Annotated in this window: 10 protein-coding genes; 3 read left to right on the plus strand and 7 right to left on the minus strand. The window is 69.8% G+C overall.

Features of this window, described 5'->3' with window-relative positions:
- The first annotated feature begins 3 nt into the window (after positions 1 to 3).
- A complete protein-coding gene (gene aroB / locus AB0H50_RS00140) occupies positions 4 to 1,125 on the plus strand; it encodes a 3-dehydroquinate synthase (protein WP_357444283.1) in 1,122 nt (373 codons plus the stop codon).
- Between the two features lie 148 nt (positions 1,126 to 1,273).
- Here the strand turns inward: aroB and AB0H50_RS00145 are convergent, their stop codons facing one another.
- From AB0H50_RS00145 to AB0H50_RS00170, 6 genes are all read right to left on the minus strand, one after another.
- Positions 1,274 to 1,747, minus strand: a complete 474-nt coding sequence (locus AB0H50_RS00145) for a B-4DMT family transporter (protein WP_357444286.1) — start codon at positions 1,745 to 1,747, stop codon at positions 1,274 to 1,276.
- Between the two features lie 66 nt (positions 1,748 to 1,813).
- Positions 1,814 to 2,623, minus strand: coding sequence for a shikimate dehydrogenase (locus AB0H50_RS00150; RefSeq protein WP_357447110.1), 810 nt, complete (start codon positions 2,621 to 2,623; stop codon positions 1,814 to 1,816).
- A 13-nt stretch (positions 2,624 to 2,636) separates the two neighbouring features.
- Complete coding sequence (gene mltG, locus AB0H50_RS00155; protein WP_357444289.1) at positions 2,637 to 4,178, minus strand: endolytic transglycosylase MltG; 1,542 nt, start codon at positions 4,176 to 4,178, stop codon at positions 2,637 to 2,639.
- A complete protein-coding gene (ruvX, locus tag AB0H50_RS00160) occupies positions 4,175 to 4,747 on the minus strand; it encodes a Holliday junction resolvase RuvX (protein ID WP_357444292.1) in 573 nt (190 codons plus the stop codon). The genes mltG and ruvX overlap by 4 nt, the downstream gene beginning before the upstream one ends.
- Positions 4,747 to 7,413 carry an alanine--tRNA ligase gene (gene alaS, locus AB0H50_RS00165; RefSeq protein ID WP_357444295.1) on the minus strand — a complete coding sequence of 889 codons (2,667 nt, stop codon included), beginning with the start codon at positions 7,411 to 7,413 and terminating at the stop codon, positions 4,747 to 4,749. Before alaS ends, ruvX begins: the two co-directional genes overlap by 1 nt.
- A 275-nt stretch (positions 7,414 to 7,688) precedes the next feature.
- Positions 7,689 to 9,047 carry a replication-associated recombination protein A gene (locus AB0H50_RS00170; protein WP_357444298.1) on the minus strand — a complete coding sequence of 453 codons (1,359 nt, stop codon included), beginning with the start codon at positions 9,045 to 9,047 and terminating at the stop codon, positions 7,689 to 7,691.
- Between the two features lie 264 nt (positions 9,048 to 9,311).
- Here AB0H50_RS00170 and AB0H50_RS00175 point away from each other — a divergent pair, with 264 nt between their 5' ends.
- Positions 9,312 to 10,982 (plus strand): alkaline phosphatase D family protein, encoded by a 1,671-nt coding sequence (locus AB0H50_RS00175; RefSeq protein WP_357444301.1) that lies wholly within the window; start codon positions 9,312 to 9,314, stop codon positions 10,980 to 10,982.
- Between the two features lie 95 nt (positions 10,983 to 11,077).
- Here AB0H50_RS00175 and AB0H50_RS00180 read toward each other — a convergent pair whose 3' ends face one another.
- Positions 11,078 to 12,247 carry a kinase gene (locus AB0H50_RS00180; RefSeq protein WP_357444304.1) on the minus strand — a complete coding sequence of 390 codons (1,170 nt, stop codon included), beginning with the start codon at positions 12,245 to 12,247 and terminating at the stop codon, positions 11,078 to 11,080.
- A gap of 193 nt (positions 12,248 to 12,440) precedes the next feature.
- On the opposite strand from AB0H50_RS00180, the gene AB0H50_RS00185 reads away from it, so the two are divergent.
- Positions 12,441 to 13,475, plus strand: coding sequence for a hypothetical protein (locus tag AB0H50_RS00185; RefSeq protein WP_357444307.1), 1,035 nt, complete (start codon positions 12,441 to 12,443; stop codon positions 13,473 to 13,475).
- The last annotated feature ends 15 nt before the right edge of the window (positions 13,476 to 13,490 follow it).

The following is a 13,490-nucleotide window of genomic DNA, read 5'->3' on the forward strand; positions in this document are numbered from 1 at the left end:
GTAGTGACAGAGCCGAGTCGTATCCAGGTCCGCACCGCCGACCCGTACCCGGTGATCATCGGTCGCGGCTTGCTCGGCGAGCTCGTCGAGTCGGTCACGGGTGCGACCAAGGGCGTGCGCACGGTCGCGATCTTTCACCAGCCGCCGCTGGCCGAGACCGCCGAGGCCGTCCGCAAGGCGCTGGCCGAGACCGGCCTGGACGCGCACCGCGTCGAGATTCCGGACGCCGAGGCGGGCAAGGACCTCGCCGTCGCCGGGTTCTGCTGGGAGGTACTCGGCCGCATCGGTTTGACCCGCAACGACGTCGTGGTGAGCCTGGGCGGCGGCGCGGCCACCGACCTGGCCGGTTTCGTCGCCGCCACCTGGATGCGCGGCGTGCAGGTGGTGCACGTGCCGACCACCCTGCTGGCCATGGTCGACGCGGCGGTCGGCGGCAAGACCGGCATCAACACCGAGGCGGGCAAGAACCTGGTCGGCTCCTTCCACGAGCCGTCGGCCGTGCTGGTCGACCTGGTGACGCTGGAGACCGTGCCGCGCAACGAGATCGTCGCCGGCATGGCCGAGATCATCAAGGCCGGTTTCATCGCCGACCCGGTGATCCTGGACCTGGTGGAGCGGGATCCGGAGGCGGCGATCGATCCCACCGGCGATGTGCTGCCCGAACTCGTGCGCCGCGCCATCCAGGTCAAGGCCGACGTGGTCGCCGCCGACCTGAAGGAATCCAGCCTGCGCGAGATCCTCAACTACGGCCACACGCTGGGCCACGCGATCGAGCGCAGGGAGCGCTACCGCTGGCGCCACGGCGCCGCGGTCTCCGTCGGCCTGGTCTTCGCCGCCGAGCTCGGCCGCCTCGCCGGACGCCTCGACGACGCCACCGCCGACCGCCATCGCGCCATCCTGGCCAGCGTCGGCCTGCCGACCGGCTACGACGCCGACGCGCTTCCGCAGCTGCTGGACGCCATGCAGACCGACAAGAAGACCCGCTCGGGCGTGCTCCGTTTCGTCGTCCTCGACGGTCTGGCCAAGCCGGGTCGCCTGGAGGGCCCTGATCCCAGCCTGCTCGCGGCGGCGTACTCCGCCATCGCTCGCGAGGAGAGCCCGAGCGGCGGCGCGATCCTGCTCTAGCGAGAACGTCGGGGCAGCGCCACGCTGGTCGCTCGGCCGGAGCGCTGTTCGCTGGCATCCCCTGCCGCGATCACTCGTGACGCATCCGAGCCCAGACGACAACAGCGCCGCACCCCTCACGGGTGCGGCGCTGTTGCGCGTTCCGGGGTCAGGCGCCCGCGGGGGCGGGGTTCTTGGTGAGCGAAGGCGTGCCATTGCCGCCTCGCCGCCCCGCGAGCATCCGGCCGATGCCCACCCCGATCAGTCCGGGGATGAAGATCAGCAGGATGATGAACGACGCGCCCGCCGTGAGCTCGAACAGCAGGCCGTTGTCGCCGAGGTCGAAGCGGGGCAGGAAATCCAGCGCCCAGGAGACCGCGCCGCTGCCGAGCCCGCCCGCCACGGCCGCCTTCAGCCACAGGATGGTCAGGTCCGAGCCGCGTTCCGGGTCGGGATGCGCCACGCGGTCCCTTCGCCCGTCCAGCATGCCCCACGCGACGATGACGACCAGCAGCGCGAGCAGGCTCAGCATCCGCATCCACGCGCCCTGCGTCGGCCACTGCACCATCGCGAATCCGAGCACGGTGCGCAGCGCCACCACCAGCGCGCCGAGCAGGACGGCCCGCACTACCCAAGCAATCATGGGGAACACCTTAACGCGCGGCCCTTCGGAACCGAACTAGAACCGGTGTCAGAAATTTCGCCGCGGTCACGCGTCCAGCGCGGCCGCCATGGCGGTGCGCGGCGCCGGACGCCCGGTGAACTGCTCGACCTGCCCGTACGCCTGGTTCAGCAGCATCTGCAGCCCGCTCACCACCGTGTGCCCGGCCCGTTCGACGGCCGCGGCGAGCGGGGTTGGCCACGGGTTGTAGATGGCATCGAGCACGACGGGCGCGCCCGCGACCGCCTCGGCGACAAGCGCACCCGCGTCGGCCGGGATCGTGCTGACCACGGCCCCCGCGCTCGCGCTGGCCTCGCGCACGGCGTCGCCCTCGAAACCGATCACCCGCGCCGCCATCCCGAGCTCGTCGGCCAGTTCCAGCGCGCCGCGGGCGCGTCCGGCATTCCTGGCAACCACGGTGACCGACCGCGCGCCGAGTTCGGAGAGCGCGAGCAGCGCAGGGCGGGCCGTGCCGCCCGCACCGAGCACGACCGCCTCCGCGACCTCCGTGACGCCTCCGCCGCGCAGCGCTCCGAGCACACCGTCCACGTCGGTACAGTCCGCGCGCCAGCCCTCGGCAGTGCGCACCAGCGTGTTCGCGGAGCCGACGAGCACGGCCCTTTCGGTGCGCTCGTCGGCGTAGGCGAGCGCCGCCTCTTTGCCTGGCATGGTGACCGAGAGGCCGACCCACTCCGGCCCGAGTCCGTCCACCAGACCCGGCAGCTCTTCGGCCGAGCACTCGATGCGCTCATAGGTCCAGTCCAGGCCCAGCGCGCGGTACGCGGCCATGTGCAGCTGGGGCGAGCGCGAATGCGCGATCGGCTTGCCGAGGACCGCCGCCTTGCGTTGTGTCGTCACCGCACCGGTCGATTCACCGTCCACTGTCGAGAATCCCACTCTGCCTTGCCTTTTCGATATTGCGCAGGTGCTCGGAGTAGCTCTCGGTGAACAGTGTGGTGCCCTTCTGGTCGATCGTCACGAAGTACAGCCAGTCGCCGGGTTCCGGATTCTCCATGGCGCGCAACGCGTTCAGCGAGGGCGCGGAGATCGGATTGGCGGGCAGGCCGGACATCGCGTAAGTGTTCCACGGGGTGCGGGTCGCCCGGTCGTCGTCGGTGGTGGCGACCTCGGTGCGGTCCAGCGAATAGTTCACCGTGGAGTCGAACTGCAGCGGCTGTTCGACCTCGAGCCGGTTCACGATCACCCGCGCGACCTTCGGCATGTCCTGCGGCAAGGCCTCCCGCTCCACCAGGGACGCCGCGATCAGCGTCTCGTACGGGCTGAGTCCGGTCTCCGCGCCGGATTTCAGCAGCCCGGTCGATTCGTAACTCGCCGCGCTCGCGGTGATCAGCTGACGCAGAATCTGCTGCGGTGTGCCGCTGGGGTCGAAATCCAAAGTACCCGCGGCGATCAGACCTTCGATCTGCCGCTTGCGGTCCGGCGCTTCGCGCACCGACTGCTCGGCCCAGGACGGGACGCCGAGCGCGGCCAGGTCGTTGCCGGAACCCGCGGCGTCGAGCTCCTCGTAGGTCACGCACTTCTGCTGTGCGCCGGTGCCGATGCAGCTGGCTGCGGCGATCTTGGTGTAGATCCCCTCCTTGCGCGCACCGGTGTTGACGTCGTGCTGGTCGTGCAGCAGACGTCCCTCCGAGATGACCAGGTTGCCGACCCGCGCGTTCTTGCCGAGCAACGCGGCGACCGCCTCGGCGGCGGGGCTGCGGCTGGGGATCTGGTAGTACCCGGGCTGCACCGAGCTCATGTTCGAATTGCGCACGGCCGCTTGGAAAAACGCGCCGCTGCTCGCGACGACGCCCTTCTCGACCATGGTCTCGGCGATCTGCGAGGAGGTGTCGCCGGCGTGCACCTGCACCACGACCAGCGGCCCGGCCGGGCCCGCGAAATCCTCCGGCGCGCCGAACCCCCCGGCCAGTTCCCTGACCGCGAACCCCACCGCGCCGACCAGCAGCACCACGAGCACGCCGCCGATCAGCCACATGTTGCGGCGTTTGCGCTTTCGCTCGGCCGCCTTGCGCGAGGCCGCCCGGGAGCGTTTGCGCGAACCGCGCGCCGGCCGCGCCTCCTTGCCCTTGGCGGCGAGCTTGCGAGCAGGCGACCGCTGCGGGCGCGGGGGCGGGGCCTGCGGCTCCGGCTCCAAGTCGTAGTCCAGGTCGTCGTAGCCGTCGTCCTCGTGCTGCGGCGCGCTGTCGTAGTCGAGCTCGTCGTCGTCGGTGTAACGCGGGATAACCGTGGTGTCGTCGTCGTAGTAGCCGTCCCAGTCGTCGTGCGGCCCGCCGGCCGCGCGTCCGCCCGCGTCTGTGCCGTCTCTGTCCCAGGCTCGGTCGTCCCTGCGGTAGCGCCGATCAGCCTCGCGCTGTCGATACCTCTCCTCGGCCCGTGCCCATCGATCAGTCATGCATCGTCTCCGGACGACGCGTCCCGCGCCGCTTCCTCGGCCGACTTCAACACCGCACTCCGTTCGTCCAACCATCCTTGCAGGATCGACACGGCCGCCGCCTGATCGATCACCTGCCGCTGGCCACGTGCGCGAACTCCACTGTCCCGCAATGCACGTGCAGCTGACACCGTAGTCAAACGTTCGTCGGAAAGCCTGATCGGCACGGGGGCAATTTCTGATCGCAAACGTTCGGCGAACGCGATGGCCAACCCTGCCGCAGTTCCCTTTTCCCCGCGCAATGTGCGCGGCAAGCCGACAATAACCTCGACGGCTTCGTATTCCCGCACAATTTCGGCAATTCTTGCGATATCGGTTGCCGCGCCCGCGCCGCGCACGTTTTTCTTCGCGCGCGGAACGGTTTCCACCGGGGTCGCGAGAATGCCGTCCGGGTCGCTCGATGCCACGCCGATGCGGACGCTACCGACGTCGATGCCGATGCGTCTGCCACGGCCGGGATCGGCCTCCGGATCGGGCCGGTCCGCTGCGTGCGACCGGCCCGTCGAATGCGAACTCTCGGAGTCGGGCATCACCCGGCGATTTCGGCCACCCGGGCACGCACCGCGGCCACACCCGCCGCGATCCCGGAGGGATCGGAACCGGCGCCCTGCGCCATCTCCGGCTTGCCGCCGCCGCGACCGGCGATGCTCGGGCCGAAGCTGCCGACGAGGTCGCCGGCCTTCACGCCGAGCTCCTGCGCGCCCTTGTTCACGGCCACCACGAACGGCACCTTGCCGTCGACGTTGCCGAGCAACACCACCACCGCGGGCTCGCTGCCGAAGCGGCCGCGGATGTCGGTGGCCAGGGTGCGCAGATCGTTCGCGGCGACGCCCTCCGGCGCGGCCGCGGCGACGAGCAGCAGGCCGCCGATGCGTTCGGCCTCGTCCACGAACTTCCCCGCTGAGGAGAGCACGGCGGCGACCTTGGTGCGCTCGAGCTCCTTCTCGGCCACCTTGAGCCGCTCCACCAGCTGCTCCACGCGCGCGGGCACCTCGTCCGACGGCACCTTCAGCGAGGCGGCGACGCCGGCGAGCAGCGCGCGCTCCTTGGCCAGGTACTTGTAGGAGTCCAGGCCGACGAACGCCTCCACGCGCCGCACGCCCGAACCGATCGACGACTCGCCGAGCAGCGTGATCGGGCCGATCTGCGAGGAGTGCTGCACGTGTGTGCCGCCGCACAGCTCCATCGAGAACGGGCCGCCGATCTCGACAACGCGAACCTCGTCGCCGTAGTTCTCGCCGAACAGCGCGAGCGCGCCCATCTGCTTGGCCTTGGGCAGGTCGGTGACGAACGTGTTGACCGGGAAGTCGGCGCCCACCGCGTCGTTGGACACCGCCTCGATGTCGGCCTTCTGCTGCTCGGTGAGCTGGCCCTGCCAGTTGAAGTCGAAGCGAAGGTAGCCGGGCTTGTTCAGCGAACCGGCCTGCACCGCGTTCGGGCCGAGCACCTGCCGCAGGGCGGCGTGCACCATGTGGGTGCCGGAGTGGCCCTGGGTCGCGCCGCTGCGCCAGGCCGGATCGGCCTGGGCGAGCACGACGTCTCCCTCGGTGATCTGCCCCTGCTCGACCGTGGTCTTGTGCACCCACAGCTTCTTGGCGATCTTCTGCACGTCGTTGACGCGCAGCTTCAGGCCCGCGGCGGTGATGCTGCCGCGGTCGGCGATCTGGCCGCCGGACTCCGCGTACAGCGGGCTGCGGTCCAGGATGACCTCGACGTCATGGCCCGCGGTCGCGGTCGGCACCCGGACGCCGTCCGCGATCAGCGCGAGCACGTGCGCCTCGGAGGTCAGCTCGTCGAAGCCGGTGAACTCGGTGGCGCCGCGGTCGACCAGTTCCTTGTAGATGCTCAGGTCGGCGTGCGCGTGCTTGCGGGCGGCGGCGTCCTCCTTGGCCCGCTGGCGCTGCTCGCTCATGAGCGTGCGGAAGCCTTCTTCGTCGACCGCGAGCCCGGCCTCGGCGGCCATCTCCAGGGTGAGGTCGATCGGGAAGCCGTAGGTGTCGTGCAGGGTGAAGGCGTCCGATCCGGCGATCTTGGTGCCGCCCTTGGCCTTCACCGCGGCCGCGGTGTTGTCGAACAGCGTCGAGCCGGTGTTCAGCGTCTTGAGGAACGCCGTCTCCTCGCCGACCGCCACGGTCTCGATGCGGCCGAAGTCGGTGGCCAGCTCCGGGTAGGACGGCGACATGAGGTCGCTGACCACCTTCATGAACTCGGCCATCACCGGCTTCTCGGCGCCGAGCAGGCGGGCCGAGCGCACGATGCGGCGCAGCAGGCGGCGCAGCACGTAGCCGCGGCCGTCGTTGCCGGGGTTGACGCCGTCGGAGATGAGCATCGCGGCGGTGCGGGCGTGATCGGCGATTACCCGGAAGCGCACGTCGTCGGCGTGCTCGACACCGTAGGAGCGACCGGTCAGCTCCTCGGCCTTGTCGATGATCGGCCGCAGCAGATCGGTCTCGTAGACGTTCTCCACGCCCTGCAACAGCATGGCGACGCGCTCGACGCCCATGCCGGTGTCGATGTTCTTCTTGGGCAGCGAGCCGACCGGCGGGTGGCCGAGCTTCGGGCTCAGCTCACCGCGGACGTCCTGCATGAAGACGAGGTTCCAGATCTCGAGGTAGCGGTCCTCGTCGGCGACCGGGCCGCCTTCCTTGCCGTAGGCGGGGCCGCGGTCGTAGTAGATCTCCGAGCACGGACCGCCGGGGCCCGGCACGCCCATGTCCCAGTAGTTGTCCTTGCCGTCGCGGAACTGGATCCGCTCCTTCGGGATGCCCGCGACCCGGTGCCAGATCTCGGCGGCCTCCGGATCGTCCTGGTAGGCGGTGACCCAGATGCGGTCGGTGTCGAAGCCGAAGCCGCCCTCCTCCTGGGGCTTGCTGATCAGCTCCCAGGCGAGGGTGATGGCCCCCTCCTTGAAGTAGTCACCGAAGGAGAAGTTGCCCGCCATCTGGAAGAAGGTGTTGTGCCGGGTGGTGACGCCGACCTCTTCGATGTCGCCGGTGCGCACGCATTTCTGGACGCTGGTCGCCCGCGGGAACGGCGGCGCCTCCTGGCCCAGGAAGTACGGCTTGAACTGGACCATGCCTGCGTTGACGAACAGCAGGTTGGGGTCGGCCAGGATCAGCGAGGCACTCGGCACCTCGGTGTGTCCGGCACGGACGAAATGGTCCAGGAAACGCCGTCTAATCTCATGGGTCTGCACAAATGTCCAGCCTACCGGTCGCTGTCCACGCGTTTTGCGCCGAGTCCGCACCGCTCACCGCTGTCGGCGACAATCGAGCGCACCGGCGCATCCGGCGAAATCCACGCCGATCGCTCAGGACGCCCCGTGGACTTCCGGCTGCGCTTCGGCTCCCCGACTCGGAGGTCACCGACGCGCTGAGCGGCCCCGACGAGGTGGCCGCGTTCGTAGGCGAATTCCGGCCCGGCCTGCGATTCACCATGGACGGAGGCGCGGCGAGCGGTTGTCCGGCCGCGTCACTTCCCGCGCACGATGCGGCGCAGCCGATCGACGCGGGGACCGACCTCACGCTCGTAACCGTGGTCGGTCGGGCGGTAGTAGTCGGAGCCGACGAGTTCGTCGGGCGGATATTGCTGGGCGAGCACGCCGTCGGGATCGTCGTGGGGGTATTTGTAGCCCTGCGCGTGGCCGAGCAACGCCGCGCCGGCGTAGTGCCCGTCGCGCAGGTGCGGCGGCACGGCGCCTGCCTTGCCCGCGGAGATGTCGGACATGGCGGCGCCCAGTGCGGCGGGGACCGCACCGGACTTCGGGGCGGTGGCCAGGTGGATGGTCGCGTGGGTCAGGGTGAGCTGCGCCTCGGGCATGCCGATCAGCTGGACGACGTGCGCGGCCGCCACCGCGATCTGCAATGCCATCGGGTCGGCCATGCCGATGTCCTCGCTGGCGGAGATGACCAGCCGCCGCGCGATGAAGCGCGGGTCCTCCCCCGCGCTCATCATGCGCGCCAGATAGTGCAGCGCCGCGTCGACGTCGGAGCCGCGGATCGACTTGATGAAGGCGCTGATCACGTCGTAGTGCTGGTCGCCCGCGCGGTCGTAGCGCACGGCGGCCTTGTCCACGCTCGCCTCGACGAGGGCGAGGTCCACCGTGCCGTCGAGCGATGACTCGGCGGAGGCCTCCAGTGCGGTCAGCGCCCGGCGCGCGTCGCCGCCCGCCACCCGCACGATGTGGTCGAGCGCCTCGTCGGTGACGGTGTAGGCGCCGCCGAACCCGCGCGGGTCGGTGAGCGCGCGTTCGAGCACGACGCGGATGTCGGCGTCGGTCAGCGACCGCAGTTGCAGCACCAGCGAGCGCGACAGCAGCGGGGAGACGACCGAGAACGAGGGATTCTCCGTCGTCGCACCGACCAGCAGCACGATCCGGTTCTCCACCGCGGCGAGCAGCGCATCCTGCTGCGTCTTGGAAAAGCGGTGCACCTCGTCGATGAACAGGACGGTGCGCTCGCCTGCCGTGAGCCGCCTGCGCGCCAGGTCGATGACCGCGCGCACCTCCTTCACTCCGGCGGAGAGCGCCGAGAGCGCCTCGAAACGGCGGCCGGTCGCCTGCGAGATGAGCGAGGCCAGCGTGGTCTTGCCGGTGCCAGGCGGGCCGAACAGCAGCACCGACGCCGCACCAGAGCCCTCGATCAACCGGCGGAGCGGCGAACCGGGGCCGAGCAGATGCTCCTGCCCCACGACCTCGTCCAAGGTGGCGGGTCGCATGCGCACGGCCAGCGGCGCTGCGCTGCCCGGCCCGCGGAAATCCACGCCCGCGCCGCCCAGCGCATCCGACTCCGGCGCTGTCTGGCCTGGCACGTCGAACAGCCCATCGCTCATGCCGACGCCTCGCTAGCGCTCGGCCCCGGCATCCGCGAAGCGGGCTGGCACACGATCCGCTCGCCACGCTCACTCATGCCCGCCCCTCGCTGACGCTCGGGTCCGGCATCCGCGAAGCGCGTTGACAACCGATCCGCTCGCTCATGTTTTCGACCGTACCGCCCGTCCCCGACACCATCGGCGCGGCCCGGGACCCGCTGGACGGAAGTGATCTGAAACGTGTCGATTTGCCAGTCCGGCCCGCATCGGCTGTGATCAACAGTCGTGGCTGAAAACGTCGTCGTTTCAGATATTGTCCAGACCGGTCCATTCGCCCGGCGCACCCTGTTGAAAGGCGGTGCGGCCGCCGCGGCGACCGCGGGCGCGCTGCTCACGCCGGCGCGGGCCCGCGCGTCGGGCCCCGCGTTCCGGCACGGCGTAGCCTCCGGCGACCCGCTCCCCACCGGCATCGTCCTCTGGACCCGGGTCACCGTCTCCGACGACGCCACGCCCGGCTCCGGCCTCGGCGCGCCCGTTACGGTCCGCTGGGAGATCGCCGACGACGCTGGCTTCGCCTCGATCGCCGCGTCCGGAACCGCAACGGCCACCGCCGATTCCGACCACACCGTCAAGATCGACGCGACCGGGCTCACCCCCGGCCGCGAGTACTGGTACCGATTCACCGCGCTCGGCGAGACATCGCCGGTCGGACGCACCCGCACCGCGCCCGCCCCTTCCGACACGCCCGACCGGCTGCGTTTCGGCGTGGTCTCCTGCTCGAACTGGGAGGCGGGCTGGTTCGGCGCCTACCGGCATCTGGCCGCCCGCTCCGACCTCGACGCGATCATCCACCTCGGCGACTACCTGTACGAATACGGTCGCGGCGCGTACGGCGGCCGCCACGGCGCGGTGCGGCCGCACGACCCGGCACACGAGATCGTCACGCTGACCGACTACCGCATCCGCCACGCCCAGTACAAGACCGATCCCGACCTGATCGCGCTGCACGCCCTGCTGCCGTTCATCTGCACCTGGGACGACCACGAGTCCGCGGACAACTCCTGGGCGGGCGGCGCCAACCACCACGATCCCGCCGTGCAGGGCAGCTGGCAGGACCGCCGCGCCGCCTCGGCGCGCGCCTATTTGGAGTGGATGCCGGTGCGCGCCACGGGTTCCGGCGCGAACGTGCAGATCTACCGGCGGCTGCGTTTCGGCACCCTCGCCGAACTGTCCATGCTCGACCTGCGCAGCTACCGGGATCGGCAGCCCTCGCCCGGGCCTGGCTGGCGCGAGGTCGACAACCCCGCGCGCACCCTCACCGGCAAGGCCCAGATGGATTGGCTCACCGCCGGTTTGGTCTCGGCGCCGGTCCGCTGGAAGCTGGTCGGCAACTCGGTGATGATCGCGCCGCTGGTCGTCCCGCCGCTGGAGCCCGCCACCACCGCGGCCATCACCGGTGCGCTCGGCGTGCCGCAGTCCGGCGTGCCCGCCAATGCCGACCAGTGGGACGGCTACACCGCCGACCGGCAGCGCCTGTTCCGCGCGATCACCGAGCAGCAGGTCGGTGACGTCGTCTTCCTGACCGGCGACATCCACTCGTCCTGGGCCTCGGACCTGCCGATCGACGCCGCGAACTATCCCGGCGGACAGACGGCGGGCGCGGAGTTCGTCGTCCCGTCGGTCACCTCGTCGAGCATCGGCGAGGTGCTGAAGGCTGCCCCGCGCACGGTCGCGGTGCCGATCGAGGATTCGATCAAGAATTTCAACCACCACATGCGCTACGTCGAACTGGAGTCGCACGGGTACGGCGTCCTCGACGTGACGGAAGAGCGCTCCCAGATGGACTGGTTCTATCTGGCCGACGTCACCGACCCGACGACAGGTGTGCGACACGGGGCGAGCTTCGCCGTACCCAGTGGCGGCCGCGTCGAGCCGCGCCCCACGCCCGTGATCTGATCTCCACCGTCGAATCGACGATCACCGCATGCCGGACATCACTGGCATGCGGTGATCAGCCGCTGACGCGACACACGCGGTCCGTACCGCTACGACTACTCCGACCAGCGCTCTTCCAACATCGCGGACACCTCGTCCGCGAAATCGCCGATCACGTCGTCGCCGGTGCAGCGCGCGTCCTCGGCGAGCGCGGCCCAGCGGTTGATCAGCGCCGCCGAGCGCGGCACCGACAGCCCGTGCTCGCGCGCGGCCGCGATGCGGGTGTGGTCGGCGGGCAGGAACCAGTAAGTGGTGAGCCACACCCAGATGAGCCTGGCCTCCAGGATGCGCTCGGCGAGCACGTCGTCGTCGGCGAGCGCCGGGAACACCCCGACGATCTCCGAACGCCAAGCCTCCACCATCTGCCTGGCGCGCTCCCTGGACAGCTCGAAATCGCACAGGCAGCCGGGGAAGGAGACCAGCGCGTAGGCGATGTCGAGAGTGGCGTCGCGGAAGCCGCCCCACTCGTAGTCGAGGAACCTGGCGCCCTCCTGGTTCAGGATGACGTTGTCCGGGCACAGGTCCGACGGACTGAACGCACGGAACCGCCCGGCCGAGAACAACCGGTTGCCGCGCACGATGCGCTCGGCGATCTCACCGGGCACCTCGATGCCCAGCTCGCGCTGCAGCAATCCCGGCACCTCGGAGATCGCGGCCTCGGCCTGCTGGGCGATCCCGTCGACCCGGTGCACCACCTCCACGCGGCGCAGCAGCGCGACGAAATCGGCCTCGCGCCCCACGGTCGCCGCGTGCATCCGGCCCAGCGCCTGGGCGAAGGCCATCAGCGCGTTGCGGGTGGCGGGCTCGGCGCCGGACTGCAGCACCGCGGTCATCCTGGCGTTCTCGCCGAGATCGGACAGGATCAGCAGGCGGTCGGGCAGGCTGTGCGCGATCAAATACGCGCCGGGCCGCTGCTCGCGGCTGAGCGCGGTGGTGAACTGGTAGGAGACGGCTTCCCGGAGGAATGCCGAATCGATGCTGGCGACGCCGGGTGCCAAGCCTCCGGTGCGGCGGTCCCTGGCGGCACCGCGCACCTGCTTGACGATCAGCGTCCTGGGCAGCGAGAACGAATTCTCGGCAACACGCACACGTAGGACTGTCGTCCTACCACTACCGCTGAGTTCCATCGGATCGCTCAGCTTCACCGGAGCACCCATTCGCTTTGTGAGCAACTGTTGTGCTGCGGACACGACTTCGGCGGCGCGTTCGGCCAATAGTGCGGTCATCGCCTCTCAAGCTACTCGCATGGGGTCACTTCTAGCGAGCGGTTGCGCAACCTTTCCGCTTCGCTCGGCGTGTCTCGTGTCGTGGTCGCCGGCCGCGTCGCGCTCGCTTGACACCGTGGCACGCGTCCGGTTTTCTCATCGTGAACTGCTGTGCGCCACATCGCAAACCAGTTGCGTCGAAAGGTCTCCGACATTGACCGACACACCGTCCTCCGCACCGAAAGACCCCGCAGGCGGTACACCTCAGCGGGGCGGTGGAGGCGAACAGTTCGCGGCCCAGCCGGGGCAACACGAGAGCGGTGACCCGTACGCGCCACCGCACGGGGTAGGTCACGCGCGCCACGAAATGCCTGGTGGAGCCGGATATCCGCAGTTCGAGGGCCCGGGAGCGGCCCAGTACGGCACCGAGCCGATGGAGCCGCCGCCCGCGGTGGCCGACCGGCAGCCCTCGTACGGACCCGCGGGCAGCGGGCCTGGGATACCACAGCAGTACGGCGCACCGCAACAATACGGCGCACCCGAATACGGTGTGCCGCAGCAACCGGGAACGATGCCGCCCGGCGCCGCAGCGGGCCAGCCGACCTATGGCTATCAGGTCGGGACGCCCGGACGTCTCGACGTCGGCCATGCGCTCAGCTACGGCCTGGAAAAGTTCCGGACGAATCTTGCTCCGTGGCTAGGAATTACGGCGCTTGGCGTCGTCATCTACTTGGTCTTCGTGTTGTTCGTCCAGATATTCGAACCGAACTCGTTCTTGCCGCTGGTCTTGCTCTTCCTCGCGGTGATGGCGGCGCTGTGGTTGTTGCAGGCCGCGATGGTGCGCGGGGCGCTATACGAAACCGACGGCGCCAAACCGGTTTTCGGTTCGTACTTCAAGTTCGTGAACGCGGGGAATGTCTTGCTGACCGCCCTGCTGGCGTTCCTCGGCACCTGGATCGGTCTGGCGCTGTGCGTGATTCCCGGACTCGTCGTCGGCATGCTGTGTATGTTCGCGCTGCACTTCGTGGTCGATCAGGATCTTGGCCCGTTCGACGCGATCAGGTCCAGCGCCATCCTGGTGATCAACAACATCTGGCCGGTCCTGCTGCTGGCGCTGTCCGTCGCGGTGATCACCTTCCTCGGCCTGCTGCTGTGCGGCATCGGACTGCTCGCCGCCGGCCCGGTCTCGATCCTCGCGGTGACCTACGCCTACCGCACCCTCACCGGCGGACGCGTCGCCCAGGTCTGAACGAGGCGCGGTCGC

Origin of the sequence: Nocardia sp. NPDC050793 (genome assembly GCF_040654065.1) — a bacterium.
GTDB lineage: Bacteria > Actinomycetota > Actinomycetes > Mycobacteriales > Mycobacteriaceae > Nocardia.

Coding starts and splice junctions, on each gene's coding strand:
- AB0H50_RS00170 (WP_357444298.1), bottom strand. CDS start 9,047: ATGAGCGATGGGCTGTTCGACGTGCCAGGCCAGACAGCGCCGGAGTCG.
- AB0H50_RS00180 (WP_357444304.1), bottom strand. CDS start 12,247: ATGACCGCACTATTGGCCGAACGCGCCGCCGAAGTCGTGTCCGCAGCA.
- AB0H50_RS00145 (WP_357444286.1), bottom strand. CDS start 1,747: ATGATTGCTTGGGTAGTGCGGGCCGTCCTGCTCGGCGCGCTGGTGGTG.
- mltG (WP_357444289.1), bottom strand. CDS start 4,178: ATGACTGATCGATGGGCACGGGCCGAGGAGAGGTATCGACAGCGCGAG.
- ruvX (WP_357444292.1), bottom strand. CDS start 4,747: ATGCCCGACTCCGAGAGTTCGCATTCGACGGGCCGGTCGCACGCAGCG.